General features: G+C 56.9%; 18 protein-coding genes and 1 tRNA gene. 5 read left to right on the forward strand and 14 right to left on the reverse strand.

Features of this window, described 5'->3' with window-relative positions; genetic code table 11:
• Nucleotides 1–25: 25 nt before the first annotated feature.
• The 8 genes from H3L93_RS03010 to glyQ all read right to left on the reverse strand — a co-directional run bounded on the left by H3L93_RS03010 (nucleotide 26) and on the right by glyQ (nucleotide 7,176).
• Nucleotides 26–655, reverse strand: coding sequence for a DUF6714 family protein (locus H3L93_RS03010; RefSeq protein ID WP_003797077.1), 630 nt, complete (start codon nucleotides 653–655; stop codon nucleotides 26–28).
• Nucleotides 656–688: 33 nt separating this feature from the next.
• Nucleotides 689–1,255 carry a D-glycero-beta-D-manno-heptose 1,7-bisphosphate 7-phosphatase gene (gene gmhB / locus H3L93_RS03015; RefSeq protein ID WP_003797074.1) on the reverse strand — a complete coding sequence of 189 codons (567 nt, stop codon included), beginning with the start codon at nucleotides 1,253–1,255 and terminating at the stop codon, nucleotides 689–691.
• A 39-nt stretch (nucleotides 1,256–1,294) separates the two neighbouring features.
• Nucleotides 1,295–1,519, reverse strand: coding sequence for a hypothetical protein (locus H3L93_RS03020; protein WP_040558724.1), 225 nt, complete (start codon nucleotides 1,517–1,519; stop codon nucleotides 1,295–1,297).
• A 9-nt stretch (nucleotides 1,520–1,528) separates the two neighbouring features.
• On the reverse strand, nucleotides 1,529–1,969 hold the full coding sequence (locus H3L93_RS03025; RefSeq protein ID WP_003797071.1) for a DUF7832 domain-containing protein: 441 nt from the start codon (nucleotides 1,967–1,969) through the stop codon (nucleotides 1,529–1,531).
• A 149-nt stretch (nucleotides 1,970–2,118) separates the two neighbouring features.
• Entirely contained in the window at nucleotides 2,119–4,179 is a 2,061-nt protein-coding gene (gene glyS / locus H3L93_RS03030; protein ID WP_003797069.1) for a glycine--tRNA ligase subunit beta, read from the reverse strand.
• 38 nt (nucleotides 4,180–4,217) lie between these two features.
• Nucleotides 4,218–6,080 (reverse strand): lipid A export permease/ATP-binding protein MsbA, encoded by a 1,863-nt coding sequence (msbA, locus tag H3L93_RS03035; RefSeq protein ID WP_003797066.1) that lies wholly within the window; start codon nucleotides 6,078–6,080, stop codon nucleotides 4,218–4,220.
• 50 nt (nucleotides 6,081–6,130) lie between these two features.
• On the reverse strand, nucleotides 6,131–6,274 hold the full coding sequence (locus H3L93_RS03040; protein WP_003797064.1) for a hypothetical protein: 144 nt from the start codon (nucleotides 6,272–6,274) through the stop codon (nucleotides 6,131–6,133).
• Entirely contained in the window at nucleotides 6,274–7,176 is a 903-nt protein-coding gene (gene glyQ, locus H3L93_RS03045) for a glycine--tRNA ligase subunit alpha (protein WP_003797062.1), read from the reverse strand. The genes H3L93_RS03040 and glyQ overlap by 1 nt, the downstream gene beginning before the upstream one ends.
• A gap of 172 nt (nucleotides 7,177–7,348) precedes the next feature.
• Between glyQ and H3L93_RS03050 the strand changes: the two genes are divergently transcribed.
• The 5 genes from H3L93_RS03050 to H3L93_RS03070 all read left to right on the forward strand — a co-directional run bounded on the left by H3L93_RS03050 (nucleotide 7,349) and on the right by H3L93_RS03070 (nucleotide 11,992).
• A complete protein-coding gene (locus H3L93_RS03050; protein WP_040558722.1) occupies nucleotides 7,349–7,750 on the forward strand; it encodes a hypothetical protein in 402 nt (133 codons plus the stop codon).
• Between the two features lie 117 nt (nucleotides 7,751–7,867).
• The gene (locus H3L93_RS03055; RefSeq protein ID WP_182077701.1) at nucleotides 7,868–8,743 is read left to right on the forward strand and encodes a basic amino acid ABC transporter substrate-binding protein; all 876 of its coding nucleotides are present in this window, start codon (nucleotides 7,868–7,870) and stop codon (nucleotides 8,741–8,743) included.
• Nucleotides 8,744–8,845: 102 nt separating this feature from the next.
• Entirely contained in the window at nucleotides 8,846–10,216 is a 1,371-nt protein-coding gene (gene purB / locus H3L93_RS03060; RefSeq protein WP_003797055.1) for an adenylosuccinate lyase, read from the forward strand.
• Complete coding sequence (locus H3L93_RS03065) at nucleotides 10,217–10,429, forward strand: hypothetical protein (RefSeq protein WP_003797053.1); 213 nt, start codon at nucleotides 10,217–10,219, stop codon at nucleotides 10,427–10,429. It begins immediately after the preceding gene.
• Nucleotides 10,430–10,459: 30 nt separating this feature from the next.
• The gene (locus H3L93_RS03070) at nucleotides 10,460–11,992 is read left to right on the forward strand and encodes a DUF4178 domain-containing protein (RefSeq protein ID WP_081446109.1); all 1,533 of its coding nucleotides are present in this window, start codon (nucleotides 10,460–10,462) and stop codon (nucleotides 11,990–11,992) included.
• A 186-nt stretch (nucleotides 11,993–12,178) separates the two neighbouring features.
• Here H3L93_RS03070 and H3L93_RS03075 read toward each other — a convergent pair whose 3' ends face one another.
• From H3L93_RS03075 to H3L93_RS03100, 6 genes are all read right to left on the reverse strand, one after another.
• Nucleotides 12,179–12,847 carry a protein-L-isoaspartate O-methyltransferase family protein gene (locus tag H3L93_RS03075; protein WP_003797049.1) on the reverse strand — a complete coding sequence of 223 codons (669 nt, stop codon included), beginning with the start codon at nucleotides 12,845–12,847 and terminating at the stop codon, nucleotides 12,179–12,181.
• Nucleotides 12,848–12,993: 146 nt separating this feature from the next.
• Nucleotides 12,994–13,066 (reverse strand) — tRNA-Glu (locus H3L93_RS03080).
• A 108-nt stretch (nucleotides 13,067–13,174) separates the two neighbouring features.
• The gene (gene deoD / locus H3L93_RS03085; RefSeq protein ID WP_003797048.1) at nucleotides 13,175–13,885 is read right to left on the reverse strand and encodes a purine-nucleoside phosphorylase; all 711 of its coding nucleotides are present in this window, start codon (nucleotides 13,883–13,885) and stop codon (nucleotides 13,175–13,177) included.
• 116 nt (nucleotides 13,886–14,001) lie between these two features.
• On the reverse strand, nucleotides 14,002–15,654 hold the full coding sequence (locus H3L93_RS03090; RefSeq protein ID WP_003797045.1) for a phospho-sugar mutase: 1,653 nt from the start codon (nucleotides 15,652–15,654) through the stop codon (nucleotides 14,002–14,004).
• 397 nt (nucleotides 15,655–16,051) lie between these two features.
• A complete protein-coding gene (locus H3L93_RS03095; protein WP_003797043.1) occupies nucleotides 16,052–18,046 on the reverse strand; it encodes a transglutaminase TgpA family protein in 1,995 nt (664 codons plus the stop codon).
• A 171-nt stretch (nucleotides 18,047–18,217) separates the two neighbouring features.
• A complete protein-coding gene (locus H3L93_RS03100; RefSeq protein ID WP_003797038.1) occupies nucleotides 18,218–19,411 on the reverse strand; it encodes an oligosaccharide flippase family protein in 1,194 nt (397 codons plus the stop codon).
• Between the last annotated feature and the right edge of the window lie 31 nt (nucleotides 19,412–19,442).

The raw sequence follows: 19,442 nt of genomic DNA on the forward strand, positions 1-19,442 counted from the left end.
GGCGGGGGTTTGGTTGGACTGTGTTTCAGGCTGCCTCTAAATCGGGCAGGGCTTGGGCGAGGTGGGTGAGTGCGTCGTCCCACGGGCTGCTGCGGCAGGCGTAGTAGCCATCGTTGTATTCTTCGGCTTCGCTTTCGGCGAGGTAGGCGATGGCGGCGTATAGGGCGCGCTGCTGGGCGGGGTTGAGCGGCAGGTTGTTGGTGTGGAAGTCGTTGGCAAGGGCGTAGGATAGGATTTCGTGGGCGGAACAATCGGGGTTTTGCAACGCCCAGAGCAGGTAATAGGGCAGGGCGAAGCGTCTGCCTGCGCCGTCCATAAAGCTGATGGCGGAAAAGGGGTTGAAACGCGGCAGGCTGTTTTCCAGATGCCCTTGGAACAGGACGTTTTCCCAATGCTCGCGCTCGTCTTGGGCGCGGCAGCGGCGGTATTTGGGGGCGGTTTCGTTGAGATAATCGTCTATGCAGTCGGCTTCTAGGATGCCGATGCCATTGCCCAATGTGGTCTCGGCGAAGGCATGGCAGATGCGGATGGCGACGGTTTCGCGTGCGTCGTCCCAAGTTTGGGCGTGTTGGCACAGGTAGTCCAAAATGGGCACGAGCCGTTCGGGCGGCATGGTGTTGGGGGATTGGGCAGGACGTTTGGCCTTGCGTTTCATGGTTTCAGGCTGCGTTTGGGGCAGATTGGGTTTTCAGGCTGCGCTTGCGCCGGGTTGGTTGGGGCGCACCAGTTGCACGGCAAAGTCTAACAGGCTGTCAAAAATCTGCGTGCCTGGCGGCAGGTTGCCACCGTCTTTTTCCAGCGTTCTCATGCCTTTGCCCGTGCGCACGAGAATGGGCTTGCCGCCTGCGCCGGCGATGGCCTGCAAGTCGCGCAGGCTGTCGCCCACCAGATAGGTGTCGGCGGCTTGGGCTTGGAAGCGGTCTAGGATGTCCAAAACCATGCCGGGTTTGGGTTTGCGGCAGTCGCATTGGCTGTCGGCGGTGTGCGGGCAGAACCATACGCCGCTGATTTCGCCGCCTGCTTGGCGCACGAGTTTGTGCATTTTGGCGTGCATTTCGTTGAGCGTTTGCACGTTGAAATAGCCGCGCGCGATGCCTGATTGGTTGGTGGCGACGGCGATGGTGTAGCCCGCTTGGGTTAAAAAGGCGATGGCATCGAGGCTGCCGTCTATCGGCTGCCATTCTTCGGGGCTTTTGATGAATTGGTCGCTGTCGTGGTTAATCACGCCGTCTCGGTCTAGGATGATGAGTTTCATGGTGTACCTTTTAATTGAGGGATGATGGGCGGGGCATTTTCAGGCTGCCCACATGATTTCTAACAGCCATGCGGCGGCAAGCAGGATGGCGAGGATAATGATGAGGTTTTTGAGCTTGGCGCGCGGCGGCTCGGGCATGGATGCGGGCGGGGGCGTGTCGGGGATGAGGAAGGTGCTGCCGCAGTGGTTGCATTGGTGGCGGTCGCCTTGGATATGGCGATGGCTGGGGCTGTGGCATTGCGGGCATCGGATGGGACGGGGCATGGCTTGGGGCTATTTTTTCAGGCTGCCTAACCAGACTGCATAGGCAACCTGAAAGGCGGCGTTCAGTTTGGCTTGGTTTTCGGGGGTGTCGTGGGTGCGGTAGAACTGCGTTTGGTTTTGGATGCCGAGCGCGGCGAAGTAGTCGGCAAGAAATGCGCCGTAGCCTTCTTCTTCGTCGGCGTAGTAGAAGCGGGTGAAGCGGTTGCCGAGCTCGTTGAAGCAGCCGTCGTCGATGCCGCCGTTGAGCTGTTCCAGCACGAATTCGGTGCCCGAAATCAAGCCGATTTGCAAGTCGTGAAATTGCGGCAGGCGCGTGGCGGCGGGGCTGTGGAGATTTTGCGAGACCGCCCATGCGTAGTAAAAGCCGATGTGGTGGGCGGCGTTGCGCTCGGGCAGGTCGCCGGGGTAGTCGGGGGCTTCGGCGTGAAAGGAGATGTGGTCGTAGTGCATTTTCAGGCTGCCTTGGGTTGCGAATGCCAGATTGTAAACAAAAACAGGCAGCCTGAAAAAAGAGATTTCAGGCTGCCTTTGGAGGTGTTTGTTTCAGGCTGCCTTGCGGGTGCGCATGGAGGCAGCCTGAAAACGTTGCCGAGCGGGCATCATTCGCCCAAAAGCGAAATATCCGCCACCGCGTTCATCAGTTGCGACAATTCGTTCAACAAATTCAAACGGTTCTGCTTCACAGCGGCATCATCCGCCATCACCATCACATTATCAAAAAACGCATCCACTTGCGGTTTCACCGCCGCCAGCGCGGTTAAGGCAGCCTGAAAATCGTGTTTCGCCAACGCGGCTTGCACGGTGGGGCGCAGGGCTTGCGTGGCGGCAAACAGGGCGCGTTCCGCGTCTTCCTGCAACAGATTTTCCTGCACCGCACCCAGCTGGGCATCGGCTTTTTTCAACAGATTTTGCACGCGCTTGTTAGCAGCGGCAAGCGCGGCGGCTTCGGGCAGTTTTTTAAACGATTCAACGGCTTGCAATTTATCCGCCAAATCATCCAAACGGTCGGGACGTTGCGCCAACACAGCGGCAACCGTGTCTTGCGCGTAATCGTTTTGCAGCAGCACCGCCAAACGCGCCTGCATAAAATCCGCCACTTCGGTAACGGTGTTAGCCGCCAGCAAATCTCTGGGGAACTGCGCAGCAACAGTAGTTAGCAAGTCATTGATAGACAACGGACTATTCATCAGCATCCGCAGCACGCCCAATGCCGCACGGCGCAGTGCGTAGGGGTCTTTGTCGCCCGTGGGAATCAGCCCGATGCCCCAAATGCCCACCAGCGTTTCCAGCTTGTCCGCCAGCGCCACAGCGGTGGCAATCGGACTTTCGGGCAGCTTGTCGCCGGCAAAACGTGGCTGGTAGTGCTGTTCAATCGCGGCAGCGATTTCAGGCTGCTCACCATCCAGCACGGCATAATATTTGCCCATCGTGCCTTGCAGCTCGGGGAATTCGCCCACCATTTCGGTAACCAAATCGGCTTTGGCAAGGCGTGCGGCGCGTTCGGCGGTGGCGCGGTCTGTGCCCAGCTGCTCCGCGATGTGCGCGGCGATGGTTTGCAAGCGGTCGATGCGCTGGGCTTGGCTGCCGATTTTGTTATGATAAACAACGTGTTCCAGCTTAGGTAGGCGGCTTTCCAGCGTCGCTTTTTGGTCTTGCTTGTAGAAAAATTCCGCATCGCTCAACCGCGCGCGCAGCACGCGCTCGTTGCCATGGATAATGTGGCTTGGGTCGGCGGTTTGCAAATTGGACACCAGCAAAAAGCGGTTCATCAGCTTGCCGTTTTGGTCTAACAGCGGGAAATATTTTTGGTTTTGCTGCATGGTCAAAATCAAGCATTCTTGCGGCACGGCAAGGAAATGCGCTTCAAATTCCGCTTGCAAAACAACGGGGTATTCCACCAGCGCGGTTACTTCGTCCAGCAGCGCATCATCGGCGGCAACGCGGGCGTTTAGGCTGCCTGAAACCTTGTCCAGCTCGGCTTTAATCGCGGCGCGACGTTTGGCAAACGAAGCAATCACCTTGCCCTGCTCGGCGATTTGTTGCGCATAATCATCCGCTTGCGCCAACACAATCTCACCCTGCGACAAAAAGCGATGCCCCAAAGTTTGGCGGCCGCTATCCAAGCCCAACACGTTCACAGGCACCACATCCGCGCCATGCAACACCACCAAGCCATGCACAGGGCGCACAAACGTGTGCGTGCTGCTGCCCCAGCGCATTACTTTGGGAATCGGCAGTTTTTTGATGGCGGTGTTGATGATTTCGCCCAAAAGCGCGGCAAGCGTTTGCCCCGCTTGGGTAAATTCGTGCGCGTACACATCTTGCTTGCCGTCGTGGATGATTTTCAGGCTGCCGATTTCCACGCCGCACGAGCGGGCGAAACCTTCCAAAGCCTTGGTGGGTACGCCGTCTTTCATGCCCGCTGCCACGGAAACGCCTTTGCGCACAACGTGTTGGTCTGCCTGCACAGGCTTCACATTTGCCACCGAAACCGCAAGGCGGCGCGGCGAAGCGTAGGCGGTGTATTGCGTTGTGCCGTCAATCAGTTGTGCTTTTTCCAAGCCTTCGGCGATGGATTGGGCAAAGTGGTTGCCCAAGTTGTTTAGGGCTTTGGGGGGGAGTTCTTCGGTTAATAGTTCAATTAGAAGGGTTTGGGTCATGTTTTGCTTTCTTATGGGGAGATTGGGGTAATCGGGTTTCAGGCTGCCTTATGGTTGTGCAGCTTGGGCATATTGTTCAACGCCGCATAATAGCCTTGTTTTTCCAGTAATTCTTGGTGCGTGCCTTGTTCAATAATATGCCCTTCGTCCATCACGATGATTCGGTCGGCGTTTTCAATGGTGGTGAGGCGGTGGGCAACGATGATGCTGGTGCGCCCGTGCATCAGGCGTTCTAGTGCTTCTTGCACAAGGTGTTCGGATTCGTTGTCTAGCGCGCTGGTGGCTTCGTCGAGCAGCAAAATAGGCGCATCTTTTAGGATGGCACGGGCGATGGAAACGCGCTGGCGTTGCCCACCTGATAGCAGGCTGCCGTTTGCGCCGATGGGTTGGTTTAAGCCATCGGGATGGTTGGCAACGAGTTCGGCGAGGTTGGCAGCTTTGAGCGCGGCGAGGATTTCTTCTTCACTGGCGTTGGGGCGGCTGTATTGCACGTTGTCTTTCAGGCTGCCTTCAAAGAGGAAAACGTCTTGCGACACAAGGGCGAACTGTTCGCGCAGGTTGGCAAGGGTTAAATTGTTGATGTTTTCGCCGTCAATCAGCACGTTGCCTTGGCTGGGGATAACGAAGCGCGGCAGCAAATTAACCACGGTGGTTTTGCCGCTGCCCGACCGCCCCACAAGGGCAACGCGCTCGCCCGCTTGGATTTCTAGGTTGAAGTTGTCTAGCGCTTTGCGCGTTTCTTGGTTGTATTGCACATCGATGTTTTCAAATTTCAGGCTGCCTGAAACGTGGTTGAGCGTTTTGCTGCCTGTGTCTTGTTCGGTGGGTTCATCCAAAAAATCGCACACGGCATCGGATGCGATAAACATACTTTGCATGGGGATGCTGATATTGGCTAAATTTTTGATGGGGCTGAGCATTTGCAGCATGGCAACGATAAACGCCATAAATTCGCCAATGGTGGTTACGCCGTTTTGGCTTTGCCACAGGGCAATAAAAATCACCACGGCAAGGGCGAGCGAGGCGATGAGTTCGCTAAACGGCGAACGCGCGGCGGTTGCTTGGGTGATTTTTTTGCCCAGCCGCACGATGGTGTTATTCACATCGGCAAAGCGGCCGGCGGCTTGTTGTTGCCCGCCGAACAGTTTGACCACCTGATGCCCTTGGTGCACTTCGTTGACCACGTTGTTCAGCGTGCCGATGGAAAGTTGCGCGCTGGCAATGATGCTTTTGAGGCGATTGCGGTAATAGCGCGACAGCAGCGAAAGTACGGGAAACATCAGGGCGACCACCAAGCTCAACTGCCAGTTGAGATACAGCAACACGCATACCAAGCCAAGCACAATCATGGTGTCGCGCGTGAGCACGATAAACACATTGCTGGCGTTGCTGATGGAGCCTTCGGTCATTTGCACAATGCTCATTAACACCGTGCCCGATGGGGTTTTTTTGAAAAAATCGGTGGGCAGCAGCAGCATTTTGTTGAACATATCGCGGCGCAACGTGCTGATGGCCATCACGGAAACCCATGTGAGCAAATAGGTGCTGGCAAAGCGGCAAACGCCGCGAATCAACACCAAGATGATGAAGAACACGGGCACAATCCACACTTTTTCCGCCGTGCCCCAAATCAGATAGTTGAACTGGTCTTTCCAGTTGGCGAGCGTGGTGAGGATGCCTGTGTCGGGGTTCAGCGCGGGCGGAGCGGAGGGCATGGCAAAGCCTTGGTTGACCAGGGGGGCGATAAAGGCGGCAAGGTAGCTTTCGGTGGCGGCCACGCCTACGATGCCCAACAGCGCGAAGATGATGCGGGCTTTGTAGGGTTTGATGTAGCGCAGCAAGCGCATGAAACTTTGGGTGTCTTTTTTGGAGAATAGTCCAAAGGTGAGTTTTTCTATCATGTGTGTTTCTTTGGGTTGGTATGGGGGAGGCAGCCTGAAAACCGAAGGTTTCACCGCAAGCGCAAACAGGTTTTCAGGCTGCCTATTGTTGCTTTTTGGGAGGCGATGTTTTGCGCGTTGATGGTTACTGAGCGCATTATTGTTTTCAGGCTGCCTTGGGGCTTGCGCGCGGTTTGCTTGGTACGGGCAAGCATTATTTGCCCTGTTTCAGCAGCGGATAACCCAACGCTTCGCGGCTGGCGACAAATTCTTGCGCCACTTGGCGGCTCAAGGCGCGGATACGCCCGATGTAGGTGGCGCGTTCGGTTACGGAGATGGCACCGCGTGCGTCCAGCAGGTTGAAGGTGTGGCCGGCTTTGAGCACCAATTCGTAGGCGGGCAGCGCGAGCGATGCATCTTCGAGCGCGAGCAGGCGTTTGGCTTGGGCTTCGTAGCCGTTAAACTGTTCGAGCAGCCAAGCCGCGTCGCTGTATTCAAAGTTGTAGGTAGATTGTTCGACTTCGTTTTGGTGGTACACGTCGCCGTAGGTCAGCGTGTCGCCTGCGGGGGTGGTTGTCCACATCAAATCGTAAACGTTTTCCACGCCTTGCAGATACATGGCAAGGCGTTCAATGCCATAGGTAATTTCGCCAAGCACGGGCGTGCAATCTATGCCACCGACTTGTTGGAAATAGGTGAACTGGGTTACTTCCATGCCGTTGAGCCATACTTCCCAGCCTAAACCCCATGCGCCGAGCGTAGGGTTTTCCCAGTCGTCTTCAACGAAACGGATGTCGTGCACGGTGGGGTCGATGCCCAGCTCTTTCAGGCTGCCTAGATACAGGTCTTGGATGTCGGCGGGCGCGGGTTTGAGTGCGACTTGGAACTGGTAATAGTGTTGCAGGCGGTTGGGGTTGTCGCCGTAGCGGCCGTCTTTGGGGCGGCGGCTGGGCTGCACATAGGCAACGTTCCACGGCTCGGGGCCGAGCGCGCGCAGGCAGGTGGCGGGGTGGGACGTACCCGCGCCTACTTCCATGTCGAAGGGTTGGATGATAGCGCAGCCTTGGTTGGCCCAGTATTGTTGCAGTTTGAAGATGATTTGTTGGAAGGTGAGCATGATGGTTCAATGGTGGGAAATTTGAAAACGCGCCATTTTACTGTATTTTCAGGCTGCCTGAAATGCGGCATGCGGATTGTGTGTTTTTGTTAAGAAATCTGCGGCGAGTTTGTATATAATGGCATGTGTTGTCGCGCGGTTGTTTGATTGGCGCGCTTTATTTGGAAACTACATGAGTCGTCATCAGAAAAAACCGCATCGCCCGCATCCTGCGCCGCAGGAGCAGCAACAGCAAGGGCAGCCTGAAAACGAGCAGCCGCCTGCGCCCAAGCCGTTTAACATGCGGCGGGTGGTGGCAATCAGCTTTGCGCTGGCGGTAGCGATTGTGTTGCTGTCGTATGGCGTGAACCGGCATGAACAAGCGGCGATGCGGGTCGCCGAACCGCCGACGGCTTCGGATACGGGAGTGATTCCCGATTCGGAAGCGCAGGCGGAAGAGCGGGCGGCGCGGCGGGCGGCTTCGCAAGAAAAGGGTATGACCGCGCCTGCGGACGATGCCTCTGCGGCAGGTGCGGCGAGCGAACCGGGCGGTTTGGATGCGGCTTCGGATGCTTCGGCGGCTTCGGCTTGGTGATTTGCAAACCGTTTTTTGTTTTTTTAACGTTTTTTTTAAACCTCTACCTAAACCTTTTTCAGGCTGCCTGATGTGGTGTTTGCGGCGGCATGGAAATTTCAACACAAGGATAACATCATGTTTAAAAAACATATTCTTACAGCAACGTTATGCTCTGCCTTTTTGCTCGCGGCGTGTTCGGGCGGCAATGGCGGCGCAAGCAGCAACGCCGGCGCCTCTGCCGCCAGCAGTGCAGGTTTGGATGTGAGCAAAACATATATTGTTGCCACCGATGCGTCTTATCCACCGATGGAATACATGGACAACGACCATGTGGTGGGTTTTTCGCATGATATTTTGGATGCGGCGGCCAAATCGCAAAATGTGAAGCTGGAATTTGTGAACACGCCATTTGAAGGCTTGTTTGCCAATGTGGACAAGGGCGACAGCGATGTGGGGCTGGCGAGCATCACCATCAATGACGAGCGCAAACAACAGCTTGATTTTTCCGACCCCTATTTTACTGCCACGCAGATGATTATCACGGAAAACAAAAACAGCAACGCGGTAAAAAGCTTTGCTGATTTGAAAAACCGCACCGCATCGGTTCAGGCTGCCACATCGGGCGATTTGATTTTGCAAAAATTGCAAGGCAAAGATAGCACCAAAATCAAACGCTTTGAAACCATGCCTTTGGCGTTTAAAGAGCTGGAAACAGGCGGCGTGGATGCCGTGGTGGGCGACAGCAGCGTGGTGGCGTTTTATGTGAAGCAGCACCCCGATGCCAAGTTAAACGTGGTGGTGGACCCGTCGTTTATCCAAGAGCATTACGGCTTTGTGTTCAAAAAAGGGCGCAGCGACGGCTTGCGCGAAGCCATCAACAAAGGGCTTGCTCAAATCAAATCAGACGGCACATACGACAAAATCCACACCCAATGGTTTGGTGCGCCGTCTAACCAAGCCAGCGGCGCAAGCGGTGTAGCCGGCGCATCGGCTGCATCAGCAAACAAATAAATCCACCAAAGGCAGCCTGAAAACCCCAATTCAGGCTGCCTTTGGCTATGGTTAGATTGAGGCAGCCTGAAACGCCTTTCCCCTTATCAACAAGGATTCAACATGATAAACCCCCTATCCGCCCTTTCCCCGCTAGACGGACGCTACGCCGCTACCACCGACCCGCTGCGCCCCATCTTTTCCGAATACGGCTTAATGAAAGCGCGCGTGCGCGTGGAACTGGAATGGCTCAAAGCTCTTGCTGCCGAGCCGAAAATCGGCGAAGTCGCCCCGTTTTCCGCCACCACGCTTGCCGAAATAGACAGCGTAATCAACGGCTTTTCGCTGAGCAACGCCGCCGAAGTCAAAGCCATCGAAGCCACCACCAACCACGACGTGAAAGCGATTGAATACTGGCTCAAACAACGCTTCGCGCACAACGCCGAAGTGCACGCCGTGGGCGAATTCATCCACTTTGCCTGCACCAGCGAAGACATCAACAACCTGTCGCACGCGCTGATGCTGCGCCAAGCGCGCGATGAAGTGCTGCTGCCCCAATTGCGCGAAATCGCCGCCAAGCTGCAACAGATGGCGCACGCGCTGGCCGCCGTGCCCATGATGTCGCGCACGCACGGGCAGCCTGCCACGCCCACCACGCTGGGCAAAGAAATCGCCAATGTGCTGGCGCGTTTGCAACGCCAAATCCAGCAGCTTGCCGCGCAGGAATTTTTGGGCAAAATCAACGGCGCAGTCGGCAATTACAACGCCCATTTGGTTGCCTACCCCGATGTGGACTGGGAACAGCATTGCCAAAAATTCGTAGAAAAATCATTGGGTTTGACCTTTAACCCCTACACCATCCAAATTGAACCGCACGACTACATGGCGGAGCTGTTTCAAACCGTCAGCCGCATCAACACCATTTTGATTGATTTTAACCGCGATATTTGGGGTTACATATCAATGGGTTACTTTAAACAAAAAGTGAAAGCGGGCGAAGTGGGCAGTTCCACCATGCCGCATAAAGTGAACCCGATTGATTTTGAAAACTCCGAGGGCAATCTGGGCATGGCAAACGCCGTACTCGGTTTTCTTGCCGAGAAACTGCCCGTATCCCGCTGGCAACGCGATTTAACCGACAGTACCGTGCTGCGCAACATGGGCGTGGGCGCGGGCTACGCGCTCTTGGGCTGGGCGGCGCACCTGCGCGGTTTGAACAAACTGGAAGCCAACCCCGCCGCCATGTTGGCAGACCTTAACGCCACTTGGGAGCTGCTTGCCGAGCCCATCCAAACCGTGATGCGCCGCTACGCCGTGCCGCAAGCCTACGAGCAGCTTAAAGCGCTCACGCGCGGCAAAGACGGCATCACGCCCGAAACCTTGCGCCAGTTTATCAACGGCTTGGCGATTCCCGATGGCGCAAAAGCCGAGCTGTTGGCGCTCACGCCCGCCGCTTATATCGGCAAAGCGGTTGAGCTGGCGCAGCGCTGTTGATTGCAGCCCATTGATTACGACCGCATTGATTGCGGTCCATCGGGCAGCCTGAAAATACGGTTGGGCGTTTTCAGGCTGCCCTTGTTCAACGCCAACGCCATGCGCGCAACCCGCCAAACGCATCGCAACCCTTGTCCGATCGCAAGGCAGCCTGAAAACCCGCGCAGCGGCAACCCGCATCCGACACGTTTTCAGGCTGCCTTTATGCTATGATTTCCCCATTGCCATCCCATCCATTGCATCATGTCTGAGCCATTTTTCCACACCGGCTGCCCCAGCTGCGGCGCACCCGTCCAAGTTTACAGCCCCACCGCCATCACCGTTGTATGCAGCTATTGCGACAGTATGCTCGTGTTGCAAGACGGCACGCTAAAAGACACGGGGCGCGACAGCGCATTATTGCAAGATTTCAGCCCCATCCAAATCGGCACCACAGGCACATACAACGGGCAGGGCTTCGCCGTGGTGGGGCGGCTGCAAGCCAAATACGACGCAGGCGTGTGGAACGAATGGTATGTCCGGTTTGACGACGGCGAAAACGGCTGGCTCTCCGAAGCGGGCGACATTTATGTTATCACCCACCCCATCGCCACGCCCGACAACGCCCCCGATTTCAACGAAATCCGCGCAGGCATCAGCACGCTGGACTACGGCAAAACCTTTATCGCCAGCGATGTGCGCGAAATCACCCTCTCCAACGCCGCCGCCCAAGGCGAACTGCCTTTCAGGCTGCCTGAAAACTACCAAAACCGCGTTGCCGATTGGCGCAACGAAAACGCATTCCTCACGCTGGATTACGGCGACACCCCGCCGCAAGCCTTTCTCGGCAGCACCGTCCAGCTCAACCAACTTTTCCTGCAAAACACCCGCAGCGAAGAGCAAATCCGCCAAAGCGCAGGCAGCCTGAAAGGCACACGCCAAAGCGAAAACTGCCCGCATTGCGGTTCATCTATCCATTGGCTGCGCGGCATCACCCCCACCGTGATTTGCCCCAGCTGCGGCAGCGATTTGGACACCAGCGAAGAAAAAGCCAAGCTCATCGCCGCCAACGAAATGCGCCAAGCCCAGCAAGAAGCCCTGCCGCTGCCCATCGGCAAAACAGGCAAAATCCACGGCAACAGCTACACCGTTATCGGCGCCGCCCGCTACGAAGAGCTCCGCCCCGACGACGCACACGCCGCGCTATACGGCAGCCCACTAAGCCTCGTCCCCGTTGATTGGTGGCGCGAATATTTGCTGTACAACCCCAAAGAAGGTTTCTTATGGCTGGTGGAAACCGCGCAAAACGAATGGGCGCTGTCGGAAACGCTCACCCGCTTCCCCGCCCTAACCCCAAACAACATTCCCAAAAACGCCTACAAACTCTACGACTACGGCGGGCGCGTGAGCTACGCCGCAGGCGCGTTCTACTGGCACATCCGCGCAGGCGACATCACCTATTACCAAGATTACCAACAAAGCGGCAGCAAACTTTCCGCCCAGCGCACGCGCAACGAATTGGCATGGAGCAAAAACACCCCCGTGTCGCGCAAACAGCTTGCCGCATGGTTTCAATTTGACGGCGGCAACGCCCCGCGCTACACCGCGCAAATGCAGCCCGACCCCGTGTCGCGGCAAATGGTTTGGCTGATGATTGGCGTGTTTGTTTTGATTAACATCCCCGCTTGGTTGAAAATGAACGATGACGATTTTGGCTTTTCGCTGGTGTTGTCATCGGTGGTCGTTTACGTTCTTTACCAAGCGGGCAGAGACCGCAGCGATGATGACGACGATTAAGAATGTATTTATGGCGATGCAAAGGCAGCCTGAAAACGTGTTTTGAAAAGATGTTTCGCTTTTCTCAGCCCCTTTGCAATTGTTGCGCTTGGAAGGCGGATAGTAGCTCATATAAAAAATTTCAGGCTGCCTTGAAATTATCCAAGGCAGCCTGAAACACGATTGGGCGGGGCAATCACGCCATCATCAAAATGTAAATTTCCCCGTCGCTTTATACCAGCCGGCGTTGTTGCCGTCTTGCAGCGGCGTAATCAGCGTGTCAAACAGGACTTTTTCGCTAAACGTGTCGCCGTCGCGCGTTACGCGCACGCAGCGTTGAACCGGCTCGCTGCCGACCACCACCACCATGCGCCCGCCGTTGTTCAGATGCGGGAAAAGCTGTTGCGGAATGGTTTTCAGGCTGCCGCCAATGTAAATCGCGTCAAAACGGGCATTGGCGGGCAGGGTGTTTAAGCCGTCGATGGCTTGGTAGCGGATGTTGTCCAGCTGCAAGCCTTTCAGAACGGCTTGGGCGGCGTTTAGCTGCTGCCTGTCGATGTCGCACGTGGTGACTTCGTGCGCCAGCTTAGCCAAAACGGCAGTGGCGTAGCCCGAGCCTGTGCCGATTTCCAGCACGCGCTCGTGTTTTTTCAACGCCAGGCCTTGCGCCATGCGCCCGACGATTTTGGGTTCAAGCATTTGGCTGCCGTTGGGCAGGGGCAGGGCGAGGTCGGCATAGGCGTAGCCTTGTTGGCTGGGCTGCACAAACAGTTCGCGCGGGATGTCTTGCAGCGCGTCTAGCACGTCAAAATCCAGTACGTCCCATGGGCGGATTTGTTGTTCTACCATGTTGAAACGGGCTTGTTCAAAGTTCATGTCGGGCTTTCTGGGGGTGGGTGGAAAATGGGGCGATTATAGCATTTTGGCGGGGCGGGTTGGATGAAGTGGGCAGCCTGAAAACGACGGGGTGGTTTTATCGCGAACAAAAAAACCTTGCTGCTTATCGGCAAGGTTTTTTGTAGCACGCCCAAGGGGATTCGAACCCCTGTTGCCGCCGTGAAAGGGCAGTGTCCTAGGCCTCTAGACGATGGGCGCGGAAAGGCGCGGATTATACGGCGATTGCGTTGGGTGTCAAGGCAGCCTGAAAACGGTTGGCGGTCGGGTGTTGCGCCCAATCTGTTTTCAGGCTGCCTTTGGGGTGGATTACAGCGTTATCGCGGCATCCAAGGCGATGGTAATCATGTCGTTAAACGTGAGCTGGCGCTCTTCGGCGGTGGTGTATTCTTCGCGCACGATGTGGTCGGACACGGTGCAGATGGTGGCGGCTTTGGCGCCGAATTCGGCTGCCACGCCGTAGATGCCTGCGGCTTCCATTTCCACGCCCACGATGCCGTATTTGCGCAGGGTTTCGGTCATGCTGGTGTCGGGGTGGTAGAACAAATCGGATGAGAATAGGTTGCCCACTTTGGCATCAATGCCGCGCGCTTTGGCGGCGTTAGACAGGGCTTGCACAATGCCGAAATCGGCGATGGCGGCAAAATCGTAGCCGTGGAAGCGGATGCGGTTTACATTGCTGTCGGTGGATGCGCCGATGCCGATGACCACGTCGCGCACATGGATGTCGTCCAACACTGCGCCGCATGAGCCGATGCGAATTAGGTTTTTCACGCCGTATTCGGTGATGAGTTCTTTGGCGTAGATGGAGCAAGATGGGATGCCCATGCCGTGTCCCATGATGGAGATGCGTTTGCCTTTGTATGTGCCTGTGTAGCCATACATATTGCGCACGGCGGTTACTTGCTCGGCGTTTTCCAAAAAGGTTTCGGCGATGTATTTGGCGCGCAGGGGGTCGCCTGGCATCAAAACGGTTTCGGCGAATGCGCCTGCGGGGGCGGAAATATGTGGGGTTGCCATGATGGGCTCCTTGTGGTTGGTTGGAAGAAATTTAATTTTGTAGAAACTCGTAAACCCGTTTTCAGGCTGCCTATGCTTGCGCGATGCTTGGGCAAAATAGGCAGCCTGAAAATGGGTTAGCAGTTTTGCTTGCCGTAAACATCTTGGCGCAGCAGTTCGCGCACGGCGGCATCAAACGCCTGCAACACATTTTGGGCATCGGCTTCGCTGCTGCCTTTTGCATCCAAATAGAATTTGACTTTGGGCTCGGTGCCCGATGGGCGCACAATCAGGCGGCTGCCGTTGGTAAGGTGGTACACCAAAATATCGTTTTGGCGTTCGGTTTGCAGGTGGTCAATGGTTTGCTCTACTGCGTGCCCGCCGATTTGGCTGGGCGGATTTTGGCGCAGCGCGCTCATCAATTTGCCAATGTCGGCAAGGTCGCTGACGCGGATGGAGATTTGTCCGCTGGTGTATGCGCCGAATGTTTGCGCGAAGTCGCGGGCGTGGTCTAGCAGGGTTTTGCTTTGCGCTTTCAGGCTGCGTACTAGGTCTAGGAACACGATGGCGGCGGAAATGCCGTCTTTGTCGCGCACTTTATCGGGGTCTACGAGGTAGCCGAGTGCTTCTTCAAAGCCGTAGAGCAGGTTGGGGGCTTTGGCGATGTATTTGAAGCCGGTGAGCGTTTCTTCGTTGGCAAAGCCGTATTTTTGCGCAATTTGCGCCAGCGCGGGCGAGGAGACGAGCGAGCAAGCGAGCGTGCCTGTTTTGCCTTGATTTTTTTGCGCCAGATACCAGCCCAAATAGCAGCCGACTACATTGCCATGCAGCGATTTCCAGTTGCCTTGTTCATCGGGGATGGCAACGGCAAGGCGGTCGGCATCGGGGTCGTTGGCGATGATGAATTCGGCATTTTCTTTTTTGGCTAACGCAATGGCGAGGTCTAGCGCGCCTTTTTCTTCGGGATTGGGGAAAGCGACGGTGTGGAAGGTGGGGTCGGGTTCGGCTTGCTCAGCAACGATGTGCGGCAGTGGCAGCTTGGCGGCGGCAAGGGTTTTGAGCAGCACTTCTTTGCCTACGCCGTGCATGGCGGTGTAAACGTAATTCAGACTGCATTCGGGCTCTTGCGCCAGCGCGGCGGTTTTGGCGATGTAGGCTTCGATGACGGCTTCGCCGAGTGTTTCGTAGTCGCTGCTGCGGGGATATTGGTTGATGGGGGTTTGCGTGGCTTGGTCAATCAGCGCGGCGATTTGTTCATCGGCGGGAGAGACGATTTGCCCGCCGCCGTTGCTTTTGCCGAGATAGACTTTGTAGCCGTTGTCGGCGGGGGGGTTGTGGCTGGCGGTTACCATTACGCCTGCGCTGGTGTCGAAGTGTTGGATGGCGTAAGCAAGCACGGGGGTGGGCAGGGTGCGCGGCAGCAGGCGGGTTTGGATGCCTGCGCCTGCCATGATTTCGGCGGTGTCGCGGGCGTAGATGTCGGAATTTTTGCGCCCGTCGTAGCCGATGACGATGCTGGGGTTTTGCGGGTCAAATTGCAGGATGTAGTCTGCCAGCCCTTTGGCGGCTTGGGCAACCAACACACGGTTCATGCCCATGCTGCCGGCTTGTTGTTTGCCGCGTAGGCCTGCGGTGCCGAATTGCAGGCGGCCGTTGAAGCGGGCTTCTAGCTCGGCGAGTGCGGCGGCATCGCCTGCTTGGGCGGCGGGAATCAGGGCTTCTAGCTCGGCGCGGGTTTCGGGGTCGGGGTCTTGGGCGAGCCAGTTTTGGGCTTGGGCGAGGTAGGTCATGGGGTTTCCTTTGTAGTTGTGGGAAAGAGAGGATTTTAGCTTAATTTGGATTGGGGCAGCCTGAAAAATGGGTGGGGGTTGCGTTGGGCTAAATTTTTTTTTGGGGGGGAGTGGTGGGTTTTTATGTGGGATGATTTTTAGGCTGCTTGTGGGGTGGCTACGTTAATTGTTTTTCAGGCTGCTTTGTAAACCGCGTGCGCAGCGAAGCTGCACACCCTACGGCTGTTGGGATGTCTGTGTTAGGCGTTTCAGGCTGCCTGTGGAATGTCTGCGCTAATTGTTTTCAGGCTGCTTTAAACGGCGTGTGCAACGAGTTGCCCACCCTACGGTTCATTTTCAGGCTGCCTTGTAAACCGCGTGCGCAGCGAAGCGGCACACCCTACGGCAAAACCTGTTTTCAGGCTGCCCATTCGCTTTTCAAGCGATATTTATTGGACAGCTTCCGTGCGCGGCGATACCACGCTTGGGCAGCGTGTTTGCTGGGGGGTTGGTTGCTGGCGTAGTTGAGGGCGATAAAGTCTTGCAGCAGTCGGGCTAAATCGGGGGTGAGGCGTTCGCTTTGTTCCAATTCGGCTTGCAATTCGGTTGCGCCCAGCGCGGCGAGGTTGGGGAAGGCGTTGCCGAGCAGGCGGCGTTTGAGCAGCATGAAGCCGTCTGCCAAGGGCGAGATGTCTTGCTTGCGTGAGCGTCGCCACCACCAAATGATGGGGATGAGCACGGGCACGCTGCCGATAATGAGCAACAGCAGGGAGCTGAATGTGCTGGCGCCGCCCAAGCCGAGCAATGAAAACAGGCTGTTTTGCTGGGCGTTGTCAAAGTTCACCACCCAGCGTTGCCAGTAGATTTGGCTTTGGCTGGTGAATCGGCTCCATGCGCTCAGGTTGCTGACTAATTCGTTGATTTCCTCGGCGGGTAATGCGCTGTCCACGCCGCTGTCCACGCGGCTGATGGAGACGGCGGCGGTGGGGTCTACGCGCTTCCAGACGTTGCGCTCGGGCAGCCATACTTCTGCCCATGCGTGGGCATCTTTGCTGCGAATTTGCCAGAAACCGCCTTGCTCGTTCCATTCGCCGCCTTGATAGCCTGTTACCACGCGCGCGGGCACGCCCACGGAGCGCATTAGGGTTACAAAAGCATCGGCGTAGTGTTCGCAAAAGCCTTGTTTGGTTTGGAATAGGAATTCATCGGTGGGGGCAGCGCTTTGTAGAACGGGCGGTTTGAGGGTGTAAACGAATTTTTGTTTGTTGAAATACTGATAGGCAGCCTGAATAAAGGTTGCGGTGTCGCCGCCTGCTTGTTGATAGAGCGCTTGGGCGAGGGCTTTGGTTTGTGGGTTGTCGTCGGAAATGCGGGTGTAAAGGCGCAGCTCGGCGTTGTCTAGCTTTTGGGTGAGCTCGTCGGTGGCGTTGGCGCGCAGCGTGATGCCGCGCACGCCTTGGCGGCTGTACACGCGCAGCACGTCGCCCAGCTCTTGCAGGATGCCTGTGTCTTGGCGACGCGAGGGGTAATCCAGCGCGGGGATGCGCCCTTTGGTGTCTTCAATCACGATTTGATAGCGCACGTCTTGCGTGGGGCGGTTGCCACGGGCGGGGGATGCGTCGTCCATCATGCCGCGTGCGGCGTGCCATTCGCCTGTTTCGTCGCGGTCTATCATCACCATCACGCGCCAGTATAAGTCTTGCGGGCGGGGGCGATAGTTGTCGCTGAATGTGGCGGTGAAGGCGGGTTCGTTGCTTTGCACCAAGTTGCCGATGCTGCCCGGTTTCATGCTTTCGGAAATGCCTGTGGTGGATTGGTTGCTGGGGTTTTGCGGAATGCCCCACAGCGGCGATTCTTTGCGCGGCATGGTGATAAACAGCAAAATCATCGGCAGCAGGGTGAGCGCGAAGCCGATAATGCTTTGTTTGAGCGCGGTTTTGGGGTCTAGCTCGTTGAGGATGGCGAGCGCGACGGCGATGAGGGTGAGGCAAACCAGCACCCACGCGCCCACCAGCATGCTTTGGTTAAACAACACCGCGCCTGTGAGCAGGAAAATTTGCACCAGCGCGGAGACTTGCCAGTCGCGGCGGGTGCGCCCTTCGTAGGATTTGAGCGCGCCCAGCAACAGCAGCAACGCCATGCCGCCTTGCAGCCCCACAAACGAACCCACTTGCAGCATCACTAGGGCAACCACCAGCGCAAGCATCAACACAAGCTGCCACGTTGCCATTTTGCGCACGCCAAAAAACAGCAGCAGGATGCGCACCGCCATCATCAGGATAAAGATAACGGACACCACAAAGGGTAGCTCGTTGAGTATGGGCAGCGACACGCAAAATAGCGCGAGTTGGTTGGCGAGAATGGCTTTAAGGTCGGGGTCGGCGTGGAGATAGGTGGGGTTGGCGATAAGCATGGGCGGTGTGCGGCGGTGTTAGGATGGGCTGCGGTTGAGGCAGCCTGAAAACGGGGATGCGGTTGGGATGGGAATGGGGGATATTTTAATGGTTTTGGTGGATTGAGGGTGGGGATTGCGGTTGGTGAATGGGGAAGCTGACAAGGCAGCCTGAAAACGGGGTTTTTGTTTTCAGGCTGCCTTGTCGTTCACGTTTGTCCACAAAATCGGCAGGATGGCGGCGTTGCCGGCAATCATCGCCAGCGGTATCCAGCGGATGCCGATGCGGGCGGTAGCAAACAGCGCGGCAAGGTAAACCAGCGTGGAGAGCACGGAGATGACGGCGATGCGCTTGTTTTTGCCGTGGTAGAACAGGTGGTTCACCAGCAGGTAATAGGGCAGGGTGAGCCCGAAGCCGAGCAGGAACAGGACGGTGTAATACTGGCTGCCCGCATATTGCGCGCCCAGCAGCCATGTGAACAGCGCGTTGGGCAGCAGCCATGCGATGGCGGCGGGGAGGGGGCTGAGGGCTAAGGCGGAGAGGGCGAGGCGGCGGATTTTGGCAGCGTTCAGGCTGCCTTGTTTCACGGCTTGGTAATAATGCGGCACAGTGGCTTTGTTGGCGGCGAGCAGCAGAATGCTGAGGATGCTGGCAAGCTGCAAGCCTGCGGCGTAGATGCCGAGCTGTTCGGCGGGGTAGTGTTGGTAGATAACGATGCGGTCAAGCTGTCCTTTAATAAAGCCGCTGGCGTGGTGCAGCACAAGCGGCAGGCCAAAGGCGAAGATGTATTGGGCAGCCTGAAACAGGCGGCGCAGGCGGATGCGGTGGCGGTTGCGCGGCATCAGCGCGTAGGCGGCGAGCGAAACGGCGGCGTTGCCGACAAACAGCGCGGCAAAGCGAAAGGCGACGGGCGCGTTGTGCGTGGTTTCCAGCAGGGCGACGGTGAGCAGGCTGGTGAGCACGCCGCTGGCGGTTTGGATAAGCGTGTACGACAGGGCGCGTTTTTGGCATTGGCGGTAGGCAAGCTGCACGCCGAGGATGCTTTGCGCGGCGGCGGCGCAGGTTACCGCGGCAAGATTGACGGACTGCGCGGTGGCGGCAACCCCCAGCGCGGCAAGCGTAACCAGCGCGGTGTAGCCGTAGCCCGCCAGCATCACGCCGGGCAGGTTGCGTTTGCCGTACACATAAAAATAGCGCGTGAGCGCGCCGTCTTGGCTGAGGCTGAATACGATAACCAGCAGGGAGAGCAGGGTTTGCCAATACGACAAATCGCCGTAGCCCGCCGCGCCGAATTTGCGCGTGAGATAAGGCAGCAGCAAAAAGGGCAGGGCTTTGGCGGCAAGCTCGCCGAGAAGGTAGATAAGACTGTCTTTTAGGAGTTTCATGGGCAGCCTGAAAGCCGAAGGCTTCAACGGA

It is taken from the genome of Kingella oralis, assembly GCF_014054985.1.
GTDB classification, from domain to species: domain Bacteria; phylum Pseudomonadota; class Gammaproteobacteria; order Burkholderiales; family Neisseriaceae; genus Kingella_B; species Kingella_B oralis.

What these genes read in the sequence shown, in the direction of transcription:
- glyS (WP_003797069.1), bottom strand. Translation starts at nt 4,179, where the DNA reads ATGACCCAAACCCTTCTAATTGAACTATTAACCGAAGAACTCCCCCCC.
- H3L93_RS03040 (WP_003797064.1), bottom strand. Translation starts at nt 6,274, where the DNA reads ATGCTTGCCCGTACCAAGCAAACCGCGCGCAAGCCCCAAGGCAGCCTG.
- H3L93_RS03100 (WP_003797038.1), bottom strand. Translation starts at nt 19,411, where the DNA reads ATGAAACTCCTAAAAGACAGTCTTATCTACCTTCTCGGCGAGCTTGCC.
- H3L93_RS03010 (WP_003797077.1), bottom strand. Translation starts at nt 655, where the DNA reads ATGAAACGCAAGGCCAAACGTCCTGCCCAATCCCCCAACACCATGCCG.
- H3L93_RS03025 (WP_003797071.1), bottom strand. Translation starts at nt 1,969, where the DNA reads ATGCACTACGACCACATCTCCTTTCACGCCGAAGCCCCCGACTACCCC.
- H3L93_RS03075 (WP_003797049.1), bottom strand. Translation starts at nt 12,847, where the DNA reads ATGAACTTTGAACAAGCCCGTTTCAACATGGTAGAACAACAAATCCGC.
- gmhB (WP_003797074.1), bottom strand. Translation starts at nt 1,255, where the DNA reads ATGAAACTCATCATCCTAGACCGAGACGGCGTGATTAACCACGACAGC.
- H3L93_RS03050 (WP_040558722.1), top strand. Translation starts at nt 7,349, where the DNA reads ATGAGTCGTCATCAGAAAAAACCGCATCGCCCGCATCCTGCGCCGCAG.
- H3L93_RS03090 (WP_003797045.1), bottom strand. Translation starts at nt 15,654, where the DNA reads ATGACCTACCTCGCCCAAGCCCAAAACTGGCTCGCCCAAGACCCCGAC.
- purB (WP_003797055.1), top strand. Translation starts at nt 8,846, where the DNA reads ATGATAAACCCCCTATCCGCCCTTTCCCCGCTAGACGGACGCTACGCC.
- msbA (WP_003797066.1), bottom strand. Translation starts at nt 6,080, where the DNA reads ATGATAGAAAAACTCACCTTTGGACTATTCTCCAAAAAAGACACCCAA.
- glyQ (WP_003797062.1), bottom strand. Translation starts at nt 7,176, where the DNA reads ATGCTCACCTTCCAACAAATCATCTTCAAACTGCAACAATACTGGGCC.
- H3L93_RS03070 (WP_081446109.1), top strand. Translation starts at nt 10,460, where the DNA reads ATGTCTGAGCCATTTTTCCACACCGGCTGCCCCAGCTGCGGCGCACCC.
- deoD (WP_003797048.1), bottom strand. Translation starts at nt 13,885, where the DNA reads ATGGCAACCCCACATATTTCCGCCCCCGCAGGCGCATTCGCCGAAACC.
- H3L93_RS03055 (WP_182077701.1), top strand. Translation starts at nt 7,868, where the DNA reads ATGTTTAAAAAACATATTCTTACAGCAACGTTATGCTCTGCCTTTTTG.
- H3L93_RS03095 (WP_003797043.1), bottom strand. Translation starts at nt 18,046, where the DNA reads ATGCTTATCGCCAACCCCACCTATCTCCACGCCGACCCCGACCTTAAA.
- H3L93_RS03020 (WP_040558724.1), bottom strand. Translation starts at nt 1,519, where the DNA reads ATGCCCCGTCCCATCCGATGCCCGCAATGCCACAGCCCCAGCCATCGC.